This window comes from Pantoea sp. X-Soil-TKNS-1279 (genome assembly GCF_059730565.1).
Window position 1 is genome coordinate 2093323 of record NZ_AP035948.1, and the last position, 18926, is coordinate 2112248.

At 54.9% G+C, this 18926-nt stretch carries 17 protein-coding genes; 13 read left to right on the forward strand and 4 right to left on the reverse strand.

Annotated features, from left to right (window positions below; translation table 11 throughout):
* The first annotated feature begins 184 nt into the window (after positions 1-184).
* Complete coding sequence (locus tag AC6I8N_RS09945; RefSeq protein WP_497830617.1) at positions 185-2545, forward strand: membrane-bound PQQ-dependent dehydrogenase, glucose/quinate/shikimate family; 2361 nt, start codon at positions 185-187, stop codon at positions 2543-2545.
* 129 nt (positions 2546-2674) lie between these two features.
* On the opposite strand, the gene AC6I8N_RS09950 is transcribed toward AC6I8N_RS09945, so the two are convergent.
* Together AC6I8N_RS09950 and AC6I8N_RS09955 are read right to left on the reverse strand one after the other, a co-directional pair.
* The gene (locus tag AC6I8N_RS09950; RefSeq protein ID WP_497830618.1) at positions 2675-3223 is read right to left on the reverse strand and encodes a P-loop NTPase family protein; all 549 of its coding nucleotides are present in this window, start codon (positions 3221-3223) and stop codon (positions 2675-2677) included.
* Positions 3217-3849: a LysE family translocator gene (locus tag AC6I8N_RS09955; RefSeq protein WP_497830619.1), complete on the reverse strand. Its 633-nt coding sequence runs from the start codon at positions 3847-3849 to the stop codon at positions 3217-3219. The genes AC6I8N_RS09950 and AC6I8N_RS09955 overlap by 7 nt, the downstream gene beginning before the upstream one ends.
* 129 nt (positions 3850-3978) lie before the next feature.
* On the opposite strand from AC6I8N_RS09955, the gene AC6I8N_RS09960 reads away from it, so the two are divergent.
* Entirely contained in the window at positions 3979-4608 is a 630-nt protein-coding gene (locus AC6I8N_RS09960; protein ID WP_497830620.1) for a glutamate racemase, read from the forward strand.
* A 92-nt stretch (positions 4609-4700) separates the two neighbouring features.
* On the opposite strand, the gene AC6I8N_RS09965 is transcribed toward AC6I8N_RS09960, so the two are convergent.
* A complete protein-coding gene (locus AC6I8N_RS09965) occupies positions 4701-5213 on the reverse strand; it encodes a DUF6622 family protein (RefSeq protein ID WP_497830621.1) in 513 nt (170 codons plus the stop codon).
* Positions 5214-5491: 278 nt separating this feature from the next.
* On the opposite strand from AC6I8N_RS09965, the gene AC6I8N_RS09970 reads away from it, so the two are divergent.
* From AC6I8N_RS09970 to AC6I8N_RS09985, 4 genes are all read left to right on the forward strand, one after another.
* Positions 5492-6652 carry an efflux RND transporter periplasmic adaptor subunit gene (locus AC6I8N_RS09970; RefSeq protein ID WP_497830622.1) on the forward strand — a complete coding sequence of 387 codons (1161 nt, stop codon included), beginning with the start codon at positions 5492-5494 and terminating at the stop codon, positions 6650-6652.
* Positions 6653-6654: 2 nt separating this feature from the next.
* The gene (locus tag AC6I8N_RS09975; RefSeq protein WP_415174843.1) at positions 6655-9816 is read left to right on the forward strand and encodes an efflux RND transporter permease subunit; all 3162 of its coding nucleotides are present in this window, start codon (positions 6655-6657) and stop codon (positions 9814-9816) included.
* Position 9817: 1 nt separating this feature from the next.
* The gene (locus AC6I8N_RS09980; RefSeq protein WP_021183324.1) at positions 9818-11245 is read left to right on the forward strand and encodes an efflux transporter outer membrane subunit; all 1428 of its coding nucleotides are present in this window, start codon (positions 9818-9820) and stop codon (positions 11243-11245) included.
* Positions 11246-11403: 158 nt separating this feature from the next.
* On the forward strand, positions 11404-11985 hold the full coding sequence (locus AC6I8N_RS09985) for a TetR/AcrR family transcriptional regulator (RefSeq protein ID WP_497830623.1): 582 nt from the start codon (positions 11404-11406) through the stop codon (positions 11983-11985).
* 1 nt (position 11986) lies between these two features.
* Here AC6I8N_RS09985 and AC6I8N_RS09990 read toward each other — a convergent pair whose 3' ends face one another.
* Positions 11987-12562, reverse strand: coding sequence for a TetR/AcrR family transcriptional regulator (locus tag AC6I8N_RS09990; protein WP_021183322.1), 576 nt, complete (start codon positions 12560-12562; stop codon positions 11987-11989).
* A 166-nt stretch (positions 12563-12728) separates the two neighbouring features.
* On the opposite strand from AC6I8N_RS09990, the gene AC6I8N_RS09995 reads away from it, so the two are divergent.
* From AC6I8N_RS09995 to AC6I8N_RS10025, 7 genes are all read left to right on the forward strand, one after another.
* Positions 12729-13433: a pirin family protein gene (locus tag AC6I8N_RS09995; RefSeq protein ID WP_497830624.1), complete on the forward strand. Its 705-nt coding sequence runs from the start codon at positions 12729-12731 to the stop codon at positions 13431-13433.
* A gap of 224 nt (positions 13434-13657) precedes the next feature.
* Positions 13658-14440, forward strand: a complete 783-nt coding sequence (locus AC6I8N_RS10000) for an SDR family oxidoreductase (protein ID WP_021183320.1) — start codon at positions 13658-13660, stop codon at positions 14438-14440.
* The gene (locus tag AC6I8N_RS10005; RefSeq protein WP_497830625.1) at positions 14440-14826 is read left to right on the forward strand and encodes a nuclear transport factor 2 family protein; all 387 of its coding nucleotides are present in this window, start codon (positions 14440-14442) and stop codon (positions 14824-14826) included. Before AC6I8N_RS10000 ends, AC6I8N_RS10005 begins: the two co-directional genes overlap by 1 nt.
* Positions 14823-15674, forward strand: a complete 852-nt coding sequence (locus AC6I8N_RS10010) for a fumarylacetoacetate hydrolase family protein (protein WP_497830626.1) — start codon at positions 14823-14825, stop codon at positions 15672-15674. The genes AC6I8N_RS10005 and AC6I8N_RS10010 overlap by 4 nt, the downstream gene beginning before the upstream one ends.
* Positions 15671-16894, forward strand: coding sequence for a DUF3500 domain-containing protein (locus tag AC6I8N_RS10015; protein ID WP_497830627.1), 1224 nt, complete (start codon positions 15671-15673; stop codon positions 16892-16894). The genes AC6I8N_RS10010 and AC6I8N_RS10015 overlap by 4 nt, the downstream gene beginning before the upstream one ends.
* A gap of 184 nt (positions 16895-17078) precedes the next feature.
* A complete protein-coding gene (locus AC6I8N_RS10020; RefSeq protein ID WP_497830628.1) occupies positions 17079-18413 on the forward strand; it encodes a hypothetical protein in 1335 nt (444 codons plus the stop codon).
* Positions 18414-18425: 12 nt separating this feature from the next.
* Positions 18426-18812: a RidA family protein gene (locus AC6I8N_RS10025; RefSeq protein WP_497830629.1), complete on the forward strand. Its 387-nt coding sequence runs from the start codon at positions 18426-18428 to the stop codon at positions 18810-18812.
* Positions 18813-18926: the final 114 nt, after the last annotated feature.

The window sequence follows — 18926 nt, forward strand, 5'->3', positions numbered from 1 at the left end:
TCAATCACGGATTGATGTGCTCTACGGCAGTCTCAAAGCAGCTGCGCTAAATTGATAAACATTGCTTATGATACGTTTGGACATGTGGTTTAGCATTTCCTTAACGTTAGTTAAAATTATGTTGAACATCTGTAGGTTTCTTTTAAGAAAATTTAAGTGCTTTTGCAAAGCTTGAGGGATAAGCATGGTTAACAAACTCACCAGTATCGTACTGGCGATACTGGGCATCGCGCTGCTCTACATGGGCGGTAAGTTGTTGATGCTGGGAGGAAGTGCATTCTATGCACTGATGGCGGTTGGGTTACTGATTACCGCCATTTTATTGTTTAAACAACAACGTAGTGCCCTGGCGCTGTATGCGGTGCTGATGTGGATTACGCTGGTGTGGATTATCTGGGAAGTGGGCTTTGATAAGTGGCAATGGATTCCCCGTGGTGATGTCTTTGGAGTTATCGGCCTGTGGCTGGCAATGCCGTGGGTGGTGAAACCGCTGTATCAGGGGCAACGCCGTTTTCATCCGCTGCTGGGTGGTACGGTGAGCGTAATGATTGTGCTGGTGATCGGGCTGTGCTTCTACGATCCCCTGCCGCAGGCAGGCACCATCAGTAATGAACGCGCGCAGGCTGGCGAGCAGGGTGCGAAAGACGACTGGACCGCCTACGGTGGCACAACGGATGGTCTGCGTTTCTCGGGACTGAATCAGATCACCAAAGATAACGTCAAAAACCTTGAAGTGGCCTGGACTTATCACACTGGCGATCTGCGTCAGGGTGATGACGCCAGTGAATACACCTTTGAAGCAACGCCGCTGAAAGCCAACGGCATGCTTTATTTCTGTACGCCGCACAATGAAGTCCATGCGCTCGACCCGGAAACCGGTGCGGTGAAGTGGAAATATACGCCAGCCAAAGATCGCTCGTATTTGCAGCAGCACCAGACCTGCCGTGGCGTCAGTTATTACCAGCAGACGCCAGTGGCGACGGAGAGCACAGCTGCCAATCCGGCTATCTGCCGTAAGCGCATTTTCAATGCCACCACTGATGCGCAGCTGATTGCGCTGGATGCGGACACCGGCAAACTCTGCGCTGACTTTGGCAACGACGGTGTGGTGGATCTCCACAGCAACATGGGCGAAGTCCGTCCACATGCGCTGATGCAAACCGCCGCACCGCTGGTGGCAGGCAATCTGGTGATTGTTGGCGGTTCGGTGATGGACAACGGTTTCAACAGCGGCAACCCGTCAGGTGTGATCCGTGCCTATGATGTGCTGACTGGCCGTCTGGTGTGGAACTTCGACCCGGCTAACCCGGATAACACCCAGCCGGTCGCGGCGGATAAAACCTATCCGCAGGATACCCCGGTTGCCTGGGGCACGCTGAGCGCCGATCTGAAAAATGGCCTGGTCTATGTGCCGTTTGGCAACGCCTCACCGGATGAAGTGGGTATCGAACGTGATGCGAACAGCAACACGGAGAAGTTCCGCGATGCGCTGGTGGCCCTGGATCTGCACACCGGTACCTTCAAATGGCGTTATCAGAGTTCTAATCACGACCTGTGGGACCGCGATAATCCGTCACAGCCGTCGCTGGTGGATATCGATTATCAGGGGAATCGTCAGCCGGTCGTCATTCTGCCGACCAAAACCGGCAACCTGTTTGTGCTGAACCGCCTCACTGGCCAGCCGGTCTATCCGGTGAATCAGGTGAAGGTATCCACCGAGGGTGGCGTAGCGGGTGAGAAATTTGCCGCCACACAACCGGTCTCCAGCCTGAACTTTATTCCGCAGCCGTTGACGGAAAAATCGATGTGGGGCATTACGCCGTTTGACCAGATGTCATGCCGTATCGACTTCCGTACCCTGCGTTACGATGGCAATCCGTGGACTCCGGCGACGGAGAAAGGCTCGCTGATCTTCCCTGGCAATATTGGGGTGTTCAACTGGGGTTCGGTAGCGGTCGATCCACAGCGTCAGCTACTGATTGCGGCACCGGTGCGTCTGGCTTACAAATATACCCTGATTAAGCGTACCCCGCAGACGGCCACCGAACGCATGTTCACCAAAGATGGTCAGCCATACTGGAATGAAAACTTCCACGGTGATTACGCTATCCATATCCAGCAGTTGGCTTCCGATCTCGGCATTCCGTGCATCGCGCCACCGTGGGGCCGGATGGTGGGTGTGGATCTGAAGACCGGCAAAACCGAATGGTTGCGTCGCGTCGGTACCACCAAAAACCTTAACACCAGCTTCCTGCCGGGGCGTTTCCCGCTTGGTTTCCCGATGGGGATGGTGGCACATGGTGGTCCGCTGGTGACGGCGGGCGATCTGGTGTTCCACGGCGCTACGGCAGATAACTTCTTCCGTGCCTACGACAGCACCACCGGCGAACTGCTGTGGCAGACCGAGCTGAGTGCTGGCGCACAAGCCACGCCGTCCACCTTTATGGGCAAAGATGGTAAGCAGTATGTGGTGATTGCGGCGGGCGGTCACGGTTCACTCGGCACCAAACAGGGTGACAGCGTGGTGGCATTCCGCCTGAAGTAAGCTGAAAAATATGCCTTGTCGCAACACGGACAGGGCATATTTCACCTGTAGCGGCGCGATTTATCGCGCATTTTGACCGCAATATCAAAATCAAAGACGCGCGATAAATCGCGCCGCGACGGTCAGGGGTTAGCGTGTTAACCCCCACGCCTGATAACAAGCCTGCAATTCAGCCGCGGAAGAGAGCAACAGTTTTGGCTGCTGCCACGAAGCGAACATCTCACGATTACGCGGTTGCTTACTGCGCGTATATAACAACAGGTAGCGCAACATCTCCCAGGTGATACGTTCCTGTTGGCCTGCGGCAACGACACCGCCAACCCGCTGTGCATCCAGTAACGTCCGACGAAAATAACGCAACACGCTGCGTGTGGTACTTATTTCGAGCAAAATCAAACCGGTGGCCCGCATTAGTCTGTCGGGCAGACAACGCACATAGTTTCCGTCCATCACCCAGTTGGGTTCAGCGACTGCCGCCTGATGCAGTTGCAGAAACTCGGCTTCACTACGTGCCTGCCAGTGGGTATTGGGCAGATGATAAAGCTGGTCGAGATGGACTAACGGTAACGAGGTTTTTTGCGCAATGGCGTGTGCCAGCGTGGATTTGCCGCTGTTCGACGGGCCAAGAATACAGATGCGCGGGCCGAGTTCGGCCAGAGAAAGTGCGGTCATTACCATGACAGCCCCATCAGTTTTAGCAGCAGTTGGACGAAGTTGTGCATGGCGAAAATCACCAGCACCGCGCCGCCGATGACGTTAATAAAGAAACCCATTTTCTGAATGTTGATCAGTTTGGCCGAGGTCAGCAGGGCGAAGCACACCAGCACCAGCCACAGGCTCATAATCAGGATATGCACCGTCGCCAGCAGCAAAAAATGCGTGAATGCGCTTTGTTTACCGGCAAACTGTGACACCACGGTGAGGTAGAGCATCACCGCTTTGGGATTCAGCACATTTGCCAGCCAGGCTTCTTTCATCGTCGTCTGGCGCGGGCGTGCGGATAGGTAGGGTGAGGCGACATTGCGGCCTCGTTTGATCAATTGCACCCCCAGCCAGAACAGATAAAGGCTACCGGCGAAACTCAGCAGGGTAAAAACGCGGGGAGAATGCAGAAGCAGGGCGCTGATACCGGAACCAATCAGCAGCGCGTGGGTATAAATGCCTAACGCAGTACCAACAATGATTGCCGCCAGACCACGACTGCCTGCCGACAGGGTGTTGTTGATCGCCAGGGTGAAACTGGCCCCCGGTGACAAAGCGACCGGCAGGATGGCGATAATAAAGGCAATAAGGTTCAGGTCCATGATGCTACGCGTGTCAGCGATAACCTACTGATGGCAATGTGAAATAATTCTGATGAAATTTCGTGACTAATGCAACGCAGCTAAGCAGGATAGTGAGCGACATCGCTGATTACGCCAAAAGGATTTCCTATGACCATTGCCTGCTTACACACCGCCGCCAGTAATATCGCCATCTTTGATCAGGCTGCCGCCAGCCTGGGTATCGCACCGACCACCATAAGCCATCTGGTGATGCCACATCTGTTGGCGGAAGCTGAATTGAGTGGCGGCATGACCAGCCAGCAACAGGCGCAGATCACGGCGCTGCTGCACAGCCTGACGCCGTGGTTTGATGCCATTCTGATCACCTGTTCGACGTTGGGGCCGGTCGCGGATGGTTTTCACAATGCAGCAAATGACTGTCAGGTTTATCGTACCGATCGTATGCTGGCTGATGAAGTCCATCGTCGCGGCGGTAAATCGCTGGTGCTCTGTGCCGCAGAATCCACGCTGGCGGCAACCACCGCGCTGTTCTGTCCATCAACGCTGGCAGGATTGCCACCGGAGGTGCGCCTGATCCCCAATGCCTGGGCGACCTTCAAAGCAGGGGATCAACAGGGCTATCGTCGATTGATTAAAGACGCCGTCAATCAGGCCCGTCAGCAAGGCGCTGACCATGTGGCGCTGGCCCAGGTTTCGATGGCGGTGGCGGCGCAGGACTTTACGGAGGAACAACGCCCGTTGACCAGTCCATTGCTGGCGTTGCAGCGTTTCGCGTAATAAATATCCCTGTAGCGGCGCGATTTATCGCGCATTTTAACCGCAACGTCAAAATCAAAGGCGCGCGATCAATCGCGCCGCTACGGAATATGCTAAGCCGGTTTGATGCGTGATCGATACCACGGAATAAACGCGACCAGCATATTTCCCCAGAATACGCCGGCTGTTAATCCGCTAATTAAACCATGCACTAAATTAAAGGTTAACGAATCAATCAGCGCCGGTTGTAAAATCACGGATACCGAAAGCACGTATTTGGCAATAAATGCCGCCACCATAAAAATAAGTGGTAGCACCGAGCCGGGACGAATTATCGTCCCTGGCTGACTACTTTGCGTGGTGGGTCGATTCCGGCGTCCGAGCATTGCCCCCAGCAGGCCACCTGATAACAGGCCCGCGAGCATCGCACCCAGTGCAGCCAGCGTCCAGTGGGTTTCTGTAAACACGCCGTGAATCGCCCACAGCAGGAACAACACGGGAATCAGGAATAATTTACCCACAGTAACCTCACGCGTTTTAAGAGCTTTGATACCGCGTGACAGAAGATAAATAAACAGAATCCACACCCAAACTGGCGTGTGTTGAATAATGGCTATTACCAGCATAATTTTCTCTCATTTGTCATAAGGTCATAAAATAGCGCTCGCCAATAAGTGCGTATTATTCACAATAAACTGGACCATTAATCATTGAGGGGAGGGCGAACTATTTTCGATGATGTATATCAATGTAGAGCATGATAACTATTCAACAACCCCAACCGCATAAATCATGCACAGGTCGTGTGGTTATAAAATTCCCGCTTTTTCGCTTTGCTTACATACGCCCCGCTGCCTGTTTGTTAAACTCCCCACCGAGAATGAACGTTCACTATAGGATTACCATGATGGTTTTTCAGCGGTATGTTATTGCAGGTCTGGCATTTTTGATTGTCGCCTGTGACCAGAGTGCAGAGAACAAACCCGGGACAATGGTCACGGAAGTTGGCGTGAAAACGTTGCAAACAGAACCGGTTACCTTAACCAGTCAACTGACTGGACGCGTTACCGGTACGATGACATCGGATGTGCGTCCCCAGGTGGGCGGCATTATCCAGAAGCGTCTGTTTACGGAAGGCGATGAGGTTAAAGCCGGTCAGGTTCTCTATCAGATCGACCCTGCCGGTTATCAGGCCAGTTATGATGAGGCGGTCGGACAACTGAAAAATGCCGTCGCCGTGGTCAAGAGCAGCAAACTGAAAGCTGAACGTTATGCGGCACTGGTCAAGGAAAACGGCGTTTCCCGTCAGGATGCTGACGATGCCGAGGCCACCTACCAGCAAAATCTCGCCTCGGTAACGCAATACAAAGCGGCGGTTGAGAGCGCACGCATCAACCTCAATTACACGCAAATCAAAGCGCCCATCAGTGGCCGCATTGGTATTTCATCCGTCACGCCGGGCGCGCTGGTGACGTCCGAGCAAACCACGGCGCTGGCGACCATTCGTGCGTTGGATCCGATCTATGTCGATCTCACCCAGTCCAGCGTGCAGTTGCTGAAGTTGAAACGCCAGCAGGCGTCTTTGCATCAGAACAGTGATGAAGTCCCGGTGAGCGTGCAACTGGAAGACGGTTCAACCTATGATCACACCGGTAAACTGGAGCTGACGGAAGTTTCGGTGGATGAATCAACCGGTACCGTCACCTTGCGCGCCATTTTCCCTAACCCGGACCACCAGTTGTTGCCTGGCATGTATGTACGCGCCACCGTCAGCAACGGGGTGAAAAATGATGCGCTGCTGGCGCCGCAGCAGGGCATCACCCGTGATGCGAAAGGCAATGCCACCGCGCTGGTGGTGGATAAAGACAACAAAGTTGCCAGCCGTGAAGTGGTGACCGATCGCGTGATTGGCAACAAATGGCTGATCGACAGCGGTTTGCAAAGCGGCGACAAATTGATCGTTGAAGGCACCGGTAAAGTACAACCGGGGCAGACCGTGAAAGCGGTCGAAACGGGCACCACCATCCCGACTGATGCCAGCGCCAACACCAGCGGAGGGAACTGATTATGTTGGCTCAGTTCTTTATCCGACGGCCTGTTTTTGCCTGGGTGATCGCCATCTGCATCATGATGTTCGGTATCCTCAGCATCAAAAACCTGCCGATTGCGCAATATCCTGATGTGGCACCGCCGCAAATCAGTATCCAGGCCACCTACACCGGTGCATCCGCAGAAACGCTGGAAAGTAGCGTGACTCAGGTGATTGAGCAGCAGTTGACCGGTCTGGATGGTTTGCTCTACTTCTCCTCCACCAGTACCGCTTCAACCGGTCAGGTCAAAATCACCGTTACCTTTGAGCAGGGCACCGATCCTGATATCGCCCAGGTCCAGGTGCAGAACAAAGTGCAGCAGGCAGAAAGCCGTTTGCCGGACGCCGTGACCCAACAGGGTGTGACGGTCGAGAAGGCACAGAGTGACTTCCTGTTGATCATGGCGTTGTACGACAAAAACAACAAAGCCACCTCTTCGGACGTTGCCGACTACCTCGTCAGTAACATGGAAGATACGCTGGCGCGTCTGCCGGGCGTGGGTAGCGTGCAGGTGTTCGGTGCAGAATACGCGATGCGTATCTGGCTCGATCCGGCCAAACTGGCGTCCTATTCACTGATGCCTTCGGATGTGGAAACCGCGCTGGAAGCGCAAAACACCCAGGTGTCTTCGGGGCAGATCGGCGCACAACCGGCGAGCAAAGAGCAACAACTGGTCGCCACCGTGCGTTCCCGTTCCCGTCTGCAAACGCCGGAACAGTTCCGCAATATCGTGTTAAAAAGCCAGACCGACGGTTCAGTGGTGCATCTGAGTGATGTCGCGCGCGTGGAAATGGGCGATGACGACTACAGCGCCAACGTGCTGGCTAACGGCCATCCGGCATCGGGTATCGCGATTCAACTGGCGTCGGGAGCCAATGCGCTCTCCACGGCGGAGAACGTGAAAAATACCGTGAATGAGTTCCGCTCCAGCCTGCCGAGTGGTTATGACATCGCCTATCCGCTCGACAGTACCGACTTCGTTAAAATCTCCATCGAGGAAGTGGTCAAAACGCTGGTGGAAGCCATCATCCTCGTGGTGATCGTGATGTTTGTGTTCCTGCAAAATATCCGCACTACCTTGATCCCGGCGATTGCCGTGCCGGTGGTGCTGCTGGGTACCTTTGGGGTGCTGGCGGTATTTAACTACTCGATCAACACCCTGACGATGTTTGGTGTGGTGCTCGCCATCGGGCTCTTGGTAGATGACGCCATCGTGGTGGTGGAAAACGTTGAGCGTGTGATGCGCGAAGAACGACTGCCGCCGCGAGAAGCCACCGAGAAATCGATGAAGGAAATTACCGGGGCGCTGATTGGTATCGCGCTGGTGCTGTCAGCGGTCTTCCTGCCGATGACCTTCTTCAGCGGTTCCACCGGGGTGATTTACCGTCAGTTCTCCATCACCATCGTCTCCTCAATGGTGCTGTCGGTGGTGGTGGCATTGACGCTGACGCCAGCGCTGTGCGCCACCTTACTGAAACCGCACGATCATGAAAGCGGCCAGAAAGGTTTCTTTGGCTGGTTCAACCGCAGCTACGAAAAAATTCAGGCGCGTTATCACGAGAAAGTCGGGCATGTGATCCACAGCTCGGTGCGTTATTTGCTGCTGTATGCGGTGCTACTGATTGGCTGTGCCTTTATGTATCTGCGTCTGCCCACCGGCTTCCTGCCGACCGAAGACCAGGGTTACATCATGGTGCAGTACACGCTGGCACCGGGTGCTACTGAAAACCGCACCAGCGAAGTACGCCGCCAGATCCAGCAATACTTCGCCACCAAAGAGAAGGATAACGTCAACGTCAGCATGCTGGTGAACGGCTTCAGCTTTGCCGGTAGCGGGCAGAATGCGGGGATTGGCTTTATCTCATTGAAAAACTGGAGCGATCGTAAAGGGACGGAAAACACCGCTGACGCGATTGCCGGTCGCGCCATGATGAATCTGTCCGGCATCCGCGATGCGCAGGTGTTTGTGCTGTCACCACCGTCGATTTCCGGTCTGGGCCAGTCGAACGGCTTTACCTTCGAGTTACAGGCGCGCGGCAACACCAGTCGCGACGAGTTACTCAAGCTGCGTAACCAGTTAATCGCCTCCGCCAATCAGGATCCGGTGCTGAGTAGCGTGCGTGCCAATACCTTGCCGGATCTGCCGCAGTTGCAGGTGGATATCGACGATGAAAAAGCCCAGTCGCTGGGTCTGTCGGTCAGCAATATCAACAGTACCCTCAGTGCGGCGATTGGCGGGACTTACGTCAATGACTTCACCGATCGCGGTAGGGTGAAAAAGGTCTACATGCAGGGTGACGAGGATTTCCGCAGCAAACCGGAAGATATCAATAAATGGTTTGTCGCCGGCACCGACAGCGACGGTGACACCACGATGGTGCCATTCTCGTCGTTCTCCTCTTCGCACTGGACCTATGGCCCGGATGTCCTGTCGCGCTACAACGGTCTGTCGTCCTATGAGATCCAGGGTTCATCCGCCTCGGGTAAAAGTTCGGGGGATGCCATGACGGCGATGGAAAAACTGGCAAGTAAACTGCCAGCAGGCACCACCTATGCCTGGAGCGGGCTGTCCTACCAGGAACGCCTGTCCGGCAACCAGGCAATGTCGCTGTACGCCATTTCGCTGATTGTGGTGTTCCTGTGTCTGGCGGCGTTGTATGAAAGCTGGTCAGTACCGTTCTCGGTAATGATGGTGGTGCCGCTCGGGGTCTTTGGTGCGCTGCTGGGGGTTACGCTGCGTGGACTGGAAAACGATGTCTATTTCCAGGTGGCGCTGCTCACCATCATCGGCCTGTCGGCGAAGAACGCCATTCTGATCGTCGAATTTGCTGAGGAGAATTACCGCAAAGGGGAAAACCTGGTGAAAGCTGCGGTCCATGCTGCCTCAATGCGTTTGCGTCCGATCATTATGACCTCGCTGGCGTTTACCGCCGGGGTCCTGCCGCTGGCAATATCCACCGGCGCAGGGGCGAATAGCCGTATCGCCATCGGTACGGGCATCATTGGCGGGACGATTTCCGCCACGCTGCTCGCGATTTTCTTAGTCCCGCTGTTCTTTGTGCTGGTCCGTCGTGTGTTCCCAGGCCTGCCGCATAGTCATGCGAGCCACACTGAATCTGCTGAGAAGACGGGGGAATAACATGTCAGCAAAACTTTTGGTGGTGTTTTTACCCTGTTTTCTCGCGGGTTGTATGTCGCTGGACCCGGACTATCAACGTCCGGCGTCACCGGTTGCCAACACCACGCCAAACGGGGATGCCTATAAATCGTTACAGGGTGCGCAGGCGGCTAACTACCGCGATATTGGCTGGCAGGAATATATTCTTGACCCCCAACTGCGTCAGGTGGTGACGATGGCGCTGGATAGCAGTCGCGATCTGCGGGAAGCGGTCGCCAGCGTAAAATCCGCCCATGCGCAATATGGCGAGGAACGTGCCGATCTGTTCCCGAGCCTGAGTGCCGGGGTGAGCGGTACGCGTTCACGCGCCCTGACCGGTGAAGGTAATCAAACCGCGATCAGCAACTCTTACAGCGCGGAAGGGAGTGTCAGTTCGTTCGAGCTGGATCTGTTTGGTAAAAACCAGAGTCTGACGCGTGAGCAGTATGAAACGTATCTCAGCACGCTGGAGGGCGCACGCAGCACGCGCCTGACGGTGCTGTACAATACGGTGGATTACTGGTTAACGCTGGCGGCGGATCGCAGCAATCTGGCCATCGCCAAAGAGACAGCCGAGAGTGCGCGGCAGTCGATGGAAGTGACGCGTAAGCAGATGGAGCACGGCACCGCTTCAATGGTGGATGTCTCCTCGGCGGAAACCACTTACCAGTCAGCAATGGCGGATGTTGCCAGCTACACCACCAGCGTGGCGCAGGACAAAAACGCGCTGGATTTGGTGGTAGGACGCAGCGTACCGGATAACCTGTTACCAGCGAATATCGATGCGCTGGGCCAGGCGTTTCGCGACGTCCCCGCTGGGATCTCTTCCGATGCGTTGCTGAACCGCCCGGATGTGCTGGAAGCGGAGCATAACCTGAAGTCAGCCAATGCCAGCATTGGCGCGGCGCGGGCGAATTTCTTCCCGACCATCTCCCTGACCGCCAGCGGCGGTGTCGGCAGTTCGGATCTCTCGTCACTGTTCAAAAACGGTGCCGGGATCTGGTCCTTCGCGCCGAGCATTTCACTGCCGATCTTTAAAGGCGGCTACAACGTGTCGTACCTGAAATACACCAAAGCGCAGAAGGAATACTACGTGGCGGCGTATGAAAAAGCGGTGCAAACTGCCTTTCAGGAAGTGGCGGATGCGCTGGCCCGACGCGGCACCATCAATGATCAGTTGACCAGCCAGCGTAATAACGTGGCGGCATCGCAGACCTATTACCATCTGGCCGACCTGCGTTATCGCAACGGGGTGGATACTTACCTGAATGCACTGACCGCGCAGCGCACGCTGTATAGCGCCCGTACCAGCCTGGTCAGCACGCAGCAGGCGTATTACCTGAACCTGATCACCTTCTACAAGGTGATGGGTGGCGGTACAGCGTTGAAAGAATCTGAACTGAAGTTGTAAAACATGTCGTGGGCCGATTTGGTATCGGCCCACGGTAAAATGTAAGCGGATTTTTGTCACGGCTATCGGCAAAAATCCGCGTACTGTAATATGTCGCGCTCTTGAATACATAGCGGCGCGATTTATCGCGCAATTTTCTTTCATTTAAGGAATTAAATTTGACCAGACCAGAGCAGCAAGACTTTTTGCACCAGCGTAAACAGCTGATTATTGCTGCGGCGAAAGTCTGTTTCAGTCGTTCTGGTTTTCATGGTGCCAGTATGGCGGATATGAGCGCCGAAAGTGGTTTGGGTGCTGGTCAAATCTATCGTTATTTTAGCAGCAAAGAATTATTGGTAAGCGAAACGGTAAAAGTGATCGCTGAAGAGTGGCGAACTTTTCTGGAAAAGAAACTCAGCCAGCAGCCCGAGGTGGCGGATATTATCGCCAGAGATTCTGCGTTCTGGCGTGAGTGGTCGATAAAAGACCAGTGTTTATTACTGGAGGTCTATTCTGAAGCCTCACGTAATGCCGCCGTGCGAGATATTCTTGCGCAGCAGGAGCAGCAACTTATTTCTGCTCTTGAGCCGGTTTTTCAGCAGCAAAATCCACAAATCAGTGCGGAGCAGCGTTTTAACCAGATCCATTTTTTGTTGTTACTGATTGATGGCGTAGCCTGTCGCACTTTTGTCGATAATGATTTGAATCAGACCGAGTTGTTGCGAATCAGCACTATCCTCAATCAGCATTTGTTACCGTAATTCATTGTTGGGCAACGTTATTATTGACATCGCTGATGATACCATCAAAAAATGGCACAAAGGCGGGTGCAATTTCGCGTTGTTTCATACAGCGGCGAATAATAATGCCATCAATGATTAATGAGAGCACATATAAACGCGTATGAATAACGCTGGCGTCTTTACCCGGATACAACGCCTGTTCTTTATTAATAAAATTCTCTCTGAGGCTTTTCCAGGCATCGGTCATGATTTGCATAATGCGTGGGTTACGCATGGCTTCAGACGATATCTCCATCAATAACACAATATCGTTTTCGACTTCGTGGGGCACCAGACCCGCAGAGAACAGTGGTAAACGTGCCTCACCACCCGATTTGGCAATCTGCTCCAAATCATCATTAAGCAAATCTTTCAGCCGTTGGGTGATAGTGAATACCAGCGCCTCAATAATCGACTCTTTATTGGTGAAATATTTATAAATCAGGCCAACGCTAATATTTGCCTGGCTGGCAATATTCTGGATTGATGTCTGATAAAAGCCTTTTAATCTCATGCACTGTTCAGCAGCGTCAAGGATCTGTTCTTTACGGTTCATGATGACGGGCCTGAGGGAAATAAAAGCGTATTTTACGCAACTTATTCCGCGCTGGCTAATCATCTATTGTCAAAAATTTTGACTTAAGCCAGCAAATCACCCCACTGGTGTCTGTTTCTTCCTTCTCTATGATGGCGGTATCAAACTGACTTAAGGGAGAACGACCATGAATCTGTTACGTGCACAGCGCGATCAGCTGTTTGAGTATGGCCCTTTCACCATCCGCCGTCAGCGTCCGGGCGAGGCATTTGGTCCACTGGCGATTATCGACCAGATGACGCTGAAAACCGGGGCGCAGGTGCCGATGCACCGCCATCAAAACGATGAGATTTTCACTTACGTCTGGCGCGGTTCTTCTCAGCACCAGCATGAAAATGGGGAGCGCACGCCGCTCAACGCCAAACGCGTGATGGTGGTCAGTGCCGGTGAGGGGCTGCGCCACGAAGAATCCGCGCCGCTGATCGAAACCGAAATGTTGCAGGCCTATATTCGCCCGGCGCAGGAAGGCGGTGAGGGACGGGTACAGCACTTCACCCGTACCGAGGGCGCTGCGGTAAATGCCTGGACGTTGCTGGCGGGGCCTGAAGGCAGTGATGCACCGCTGGCCTTGCGCCAGGCAATCTATGTGTATGACCTCAAACTGGAACGCGACCAGCAACTGGCGATTCCGCAGCGCGCAGGTTTCGCCGTCTGGGTGACGCTGCTTGACGGTGTCGTGCGGGTCGGCGATCAGCGCTTGCATAAAGGTGATGCCATCAGTGATGCCGTTTCCCTGCCCGAGATTCGGGGGGAGCGTGATGCCACGGTGATTGCTTTTCTGGTAAAGGCCGATGCCCCAGCCGTGACCAGCGGCACCGTCAGCGGACAATAAGAAAACCGTAAGGGCGCGATAAATCGCGCCCTTACGGATCTTTGCTAACCGACAAACCCGCGCAGCGAGAATCCTTCTCATTTTCACATCTCGTTAACGATCCGTGACCCGCCTCTGAGTTTTGCCGCGTAGAGCCGTGCAATATTCTGACATATCGCAATACTAGATATATCTAATTATTCGATATCGCACACTCATCAACGCAGAGTTTTCCGGGAGCAATCATGGATCTGGGCATTGGTAACAAACTCGCTTTTATCTGTGCGTCGTCGCAGGGGCTGGGGCTGGCGTGCGCGCAGGCGCTGGCAGCGGAAGGGGTACATGTCACCCTGAACGGACGCAACGAAGCCAAATTGCAGCAGGCCGCGCAGCGCCTGCGCGAGCAAAACCCGACGGCGCAGGTCAGCTATATCTGCGCGGATTTAACCAGTGCCGCCGGGCGCGATACTATCCTTTCGGCCTTACCGCAGATCGACATTCTGGTGACCAATAATGCCGGACCACAGCCCGGTGCGCTGGCAGACTGGCAAGCCGCAGCGCTGCGTGAGGCGATGGAAGCCAATTTTATTCCTGCCATTCAGCTCATCCGCGCCTGGTTACCGGCCATGCAGGCCCGGCGTTTTGGTCGCATCATCAACATCACCTCCGCCATGGTTAAAACCCCGCATTACATGATGGGGCTGTCCACTTCGGCCCGCGCAGCGCTGACGGCCATGTGTAAAGCTATCAGCCAGGAAGTGGTGCGTGACAACGTCACCATTAATAACCTGTTGCCGGAGCGAATCGATACCCCGCGCCAGGAATTTATGCTGCAACGTTTAATCGCCAAAGAAGGCATCAGTCGCGAACAGGCGCGGGAGCGCAATGTGCAATCCATCGCCGCCCGGCGGTATGGCACGCCGGAAGAGTTCGGCGCGGCTTGCGCGTTTCTGTGCAGCCAGCAGGCCGGGTTTATTTCGGGGCAGAACTTGCAACTGGATGGCGGTTCCTATCCGGGGTTGATCTGATGAACAACCCCCACGCGCAGTTACTTGAGTTTGAACAACAGCGCCAGCAGGCGTTAATTCACGCCGATTTGCCGCGTCTGGCCAGCATGTTGGCGGAAGACCTGGTGCATATCCACAGCACGGGCATGGTGCACAACAAAGCGCAATTTCTGGCACATGTGCAACGTATGGGCGGGTTCATCGCGATTCAGCGGGACACGCCCGCCATCCGCGTGGAGGGTGATATCGCCATCCTCACCGGTCACACGCGCAACCGGGTGCGGCTGCTGGAAACGGGAGAAGAGGCGGAGCGCCACGGTTTCTCGACGCTGGTGCTACGGCGCACACCTTCCGGCTGGCAAATTTTGCTCTCGCAGTTAACTCCTACAGCAAAGGAAAAAGCATGAAACTGGTACGTTTTACCGAACAGGGCCGCACGCGTATTGGCAAGGTGGTGGATGATCAGGTGATTGACCTCTCCGGAGTACCTGGCGTCACCGGCTCGATGCGCCAATTGTTGACCAGCCTGGCAACGCTGCGCCCGCGACTGGAAGCGGTGCATAGCCCGGCGTATGCGTTAGCGACAGTACAACTCGAAGCGCCGATCCAGGACGCGCAGAAGTTCCTTGGCATTGGCATGAACTACCGTAAACATGCTGAAGAGGCGCGTCAGGCGGGGATCCCCATCCCGGAAAGCCAGTTGTGGTTTAACAAGCAAGTCTCCTGCATCAACGGTCCTTTCTCCCCGGTCGTGAAGCCCGCAGCCAGCGAGAAAATGGATTACGAGATCGAGTTAGGCGTGGTGATTGGCAAACGCTGTCGCCATGTCAGCGCCAGCGACGCTGCCAGCGTGATTGCCGGTTATCTGATCGTCAATGATGTGTCGGCACGCGACTGGCTGCATAAATCACCGACCTTTACGTTGGGTAAATCCTTCGACACCCACGGTCCGATTGGCCCGTGGATCACCACCGCCGATGAGATCCCTGACCCGTTGCGGCTGGAGATGAAGTTGTTCGTCAACGGTGAACTCCGCCAGCACGCCGACAGCGGTGACATGATTTACGACATCTACGCGCAGATTGCATACCTGTCGACGGTGATGACGCTGGAACCGGGCGACATCCTGGCGACCGGAACGCCTTCCGGCATTGGTGCGCCAACCGGACGCTTCTTACAACCCGGCGATGTGATGCGGCTGGAGATTGAAGGCCTTGGTCATATCGAGAATCCGGTGGTTGAGGAACGCGTATGACCAGCCAAAATTTTCGCGATTATTTAATGCCCAATGATGCCGAACGCATTGGCCTGGCGCGCGGGGTGGATCTGCATACCTACGGCGCGCGCATGTTGGCAACCGAGAAAGCGCAGAAACTCAAAGCCCACTGGCAGGCGATGCTGGATGAAACCTTCCGCGGCATTACCCCCAATGGCGAGGTGCAGTCCGGTCTGTTCAGCTTGCAGGATGAGGGATTTGCCGTGGAAGAGGCGGTGAGGGCGGCGCAGGCGTTGTTTGCCAGCCTCGATAGCGCCCGGCAGCAGCAGGTGAGTTACACCATCGATGCGCCACAGTGGCGCGCCTGGTACAACCCGGAAATCCCGTTTAACGATTACGGTGTCAGGCTGGATGAAACCTCGGCGGCAACTCATGAAGCCTTCTGGTCGCTGCTGCGGAGTTGTACCAGTGCGGCGGGTTTTAGCCGGGTGCAACAGGTGATGGATGCCAACCATTTTCTCGGTGAACTGTACGATCTCACCCACATTATGAACCGCTGGAGCTTCCATTTTTTGCTGTTCGGTTCGCCTTCCGCTACCCAGCCGTGGGGCTGGTCGATTTACGGTCATCATGTGGCGTTTTGCTGTTTTATCGTCGGGCGGCAGCTGGTGATTGCCCCGACCTTTTTCGGCGTTGAACCCAATGTTATCGACCGGGGGGATGCCAGCGATTGCGTGTTGTTCCGCGACGAGGAGCAACTCGGTCTGGCCCTGATGCAGTCGCTCAGCGCCCGGCAGCAACATCGCGTCACGATCTATCAGTTAATGGAAGATCCCGCCATGCCGGCCGATCGCTTTAACTTTGCCGATCAGCGTCACCTGGGCGGTGCATTTCAGGACAATCGGGTGATCCCGCTGGAGGGCGTCTGCGTGGCGGAATTTACGCCCGCGCAGCGTCAACAAGTGATGGCGCTGGTAGCGGTGTTTCTGGCTTTCCTGCCCGACGGACCGCGCGCTGCACGCCTGCAACAGATTGAGGCCCAGCTCGATAACACCTGGTGGAGCTGGATTGGCGGTTGTGGTGATGACGATGTTTTCTATTATCGGCTGCAAAGCCCGGTGGTGATGCTGGAGTTTGATCATCACAGCGGCATGTGGCTGACCAATGAAGAACCGGCGCGTTTCCATATTCATACCATTACCCGCATTCCCAACGGGAACGACTACGGCAAAGCGTTGTTGTCGCAGTTGCAGCAGTAAACCCAGGCGCAACGCCTGAATTCCTGTCGTACCGGGTGACGTCGTTCTGCCCGGGTAACCCACAGTGCCAGTTGACCGTTCCCGTCAGGGATTTCGGGCGGCTTCGCTGTGCCCCACGCGCGAGAAATCGCGCCGTAATTGAATCGCGCGATAAACCGCGCCGCTACAATGAGGTTATCTGGCAATGGATGTTCATAAAAAAGCCAAAATTGCTGCATTAACCGTAGTGCCTCTGGCGTTGTTCTGCGGTACTTGCTTTGCGGAGGCTTCACCTGCAACGGACTCCGATAGCGTTAACGACTGGCTCACACAAGGCAATATCTCTGGCGAGCTAAAAACCATGACCTTTTTTAAAGAGTTCAGCGGCACCCAGGTTAACAAACGCACCAGCTCGGTGGGCGGTGATATTCAATATCGCAGCCCACAAATCGGCGGTTTTAGCGCCGGGGTAGGCGTGTACGGGGCGTATAACCTCGGGCTGAATCCTTCCGACCCGGAACGTACCGAAATCTATCTGCCGTCGGAAAACACCACGGTGCTGGGTAAAGCCTTCCTGCGTTATCAGGGCTATGGCTTTGATTTGCAGGGAGGACGTTTAGGTCTGGATACGCCGTTTGCCAATGAAGGGGAAGGCTGGACCATGATCCCGGCGTTGTATCAGGGATTCGGCGGCAGCTATGCGTTTGATGACAAGGGCGACCTGAAACTCAATGCGTATCGCATCTACCGCTTCAAACCGGAAAGTTCCGACCAGTTCGGCAAAGGGGATGCCGGTAACCCGGAAATCGAGGACACCAGCATGCCGTCGGTGGACAGCGACGGTTTCACCACGGTGGGGCTGCGCTACGGTCAGCAGTGGAATACGGTGGCGGAAGCCTGGTACTACAACTTCGATAAACGCGCCCAACTCGGCTACGGTGGGGTCCAGCTACCGATTTCGGCGTTGAAATTCGGCAACTGGACACCGTACTGGGGCGCGCAGTATCTGCATGAATGGGATGCCAGCGACCAGGCGTATCCTTATCACAATATCGATACCGATCTTTATTCCGGGCGTATCGGCATGAAATCCCGCAATCATGATCTGTATTTCGCCGCGACGTATGTGCCACGCAAAGATGATGCCTTCCTTAACGGTGGCTTCTTCGCGCCCTATAGCTACGGTATTTACGACCATACCCCGCTCGAAAGTGGTCAGCCGTTGGTGTCGATGGTCACCACCAACCAGCCGGGCAAGGCCTTTGCCTTACGCTACGCGTACCATGATGAAAAGTATCTCGGGGTGTTTGGCGTGACGCGCCTGGAACTGGAGGATTCCAGCGGGATCTACTATCCGCTACCGGCGGAGAACATCAATGCCGCCTTTATGATCCTCGGCTATAACGTCACGCCGCGTCTGCATCTGGAATTCGAGTTTGACTACGTCCATTCACCGAATGAGGTGACGGGTAATTACCATGCGGAACGTCTGCGTCTGGTATATCGCTTTGGCGCGAAAATGGCAGATGATGATTATTAATCAGGAGATGATATGAGCCGACGCGAAAGTATCTATATTGATGCCTTTCCCCATACCAATCCGATCCCGGCGGCGTGTCGGATAGGCGCGATGTTGTATTCCGGGGTGATCTACGGACGCGACCCACAGACCCAGAAGGTGCCTGCCGATCTCGGCGAGCAGTGCGCGCTGATGTTTAGCCATATCGAAAGCATCGTTAAGGCGGCAGGTGGCACGCTGGAGGACGTCATTAAGGTGACGTTATGGATGCAGGATAAATCGCAGCGTGAGGTGGTGAACCGCTACTGGCTGGCGACATTCCCGGATGTCAACGCCCGCCCGGCACGCCATGCGCTGGACGGCAACTTCAGCGGTAATACCTTAATTCAGTGTGACTTTATCGCGGTACTGGATCGTTAATCTCTCATTGCGGGCAGTGATTGTATCTGCCCGCACCTTTCTCTATATTCCCTGTGCAACGGAAACGATGGCCGTAACGACTTGGACTATGTCGGAAATTTCGATATATTTAAA

What these genes read in the sequence shown, in the direction of transcription:
- AC6I8N_RS09950 (WP_497830618.1), bottom strand. Translation starts at nt 3,223, where the DNA reads ATGGTAATGACCGCACTTTCTCTGGCCGAACTCGGCCCGCGCATCTGT.
- AC6I8N_RS09980 (WP_021183324.1), top strand. Translation starts at nt 9,818, where the DNA reads ATGTCAGCAAAACTTTTGGTGGTGTTTTTACCCTGTTTTCTCGCGGGT.
- AC6I8N_RS10010 (WP_497830626.1), top strand. Translation starts at nt 14,823, where the DNA reads ATGAAACTGGTACGTTTTACCGAACAGGGCCGCACGCGTATTGGCAAG.
- AC6I8N_RS10015 (WP_497830627.1), top strand. Translation starts at nt 15,671, where the DNA reads ATGACCAGCCAAAATTTTCGCGATTATTTAATGCCCAATGATGCCGAA.
- AC6I8N_RS09955 (WP_497830619.1), bottom strand. Translation starts at nt 3,849, where the DNA reads ATGGACCTGAACCTTATTGCCTTTATTATCGCCATCCTGCCGGTCGCT.
- AC6I8N_RS09945 (WP_497830617.1), top strand. Translation starts at nt 185, where the DNA reads ATGGTTAACAAACTCACCAGTATCGTACTGGCGATACTGGGCATCGCG.
- AC6I8N_RS09965 (WP_497830621.1), bottom strand. Translation starts at nt 5,213, where the DNA reads ATGCTGGTAATAGCCATTATTCAACACACGCCAGTTTGGGTGTGGATT.
- AC6I8N_RS10000 (WP_021183320.1), top strand. Translation starts at nt 13,658, where the DNA reads ATGGATCTGGGCATTGGTAACAAACTCGCTTTTATCTGTGCGTCGTCG.
- AC6I8N_RS09960 (WP_497830620.1), top strand. Translation starts at nt 3,979, where the DNA reads ATGACCATTGCCTGCTTACACACCGCCGCCAGTAATATCGCCATCTTT.
- AC6I8N_RS09995 (WP_497830624.1), top strand. Translation starts at nt 12,729, where the DNA reads ATGAATCTGTTACGTGCACAGCGCGATCAGCTGTTTGAGTATGGCCCT.
- AC6I8N_RS10005 (WP_497830625.1), top strand. Translation starts at nt 14,440, where the DNA reads ATGAACAACCCCCACGCGCAGTTACTTGAGTTTGAACAACAGCGCCAG.
- AC6I8N_RS09975 (WP_415174843.1), top strand. Translation starts at nt 6,655, where the DNA reads ATGTTGGCTCAGTTCTTTATCCGACGGCCTGTTTTTGCCTGGGTGATC.
- AC6I8N_RS09970 (WP_497830622.1), top strand. Translation starts at nt 5,492, where the DNA reads ATGATGGTTTTTCAGCGGTATGTTATTGCAGGTCTGGCATTTTTGATT.
- AC6I8N_RS09990 (WP_021183322.1), bottom strand. Translation starts at nt 12,562, where the DNA reads ATGAACCGTAAAGAACAGATCCTTGACGCTGCTGAACAGTGCATGAGA.
- AC6I8N_RS10020 (WP_497830628.1), top strand. Translation starts at nt 17,079, where the DNA reads ATGGATGTTCATAAAAAAGCCAAAATTGCTGCATTAACCGTAGTGCCT.
- AC6I8N_RS10025 (WP_497830629.1), top strand. Translation starts at nt 18,426, where the DNA reads ATGAGCCGACGCGAAAGTATCTATATTGATGCCTTTCCCCATACCAAT.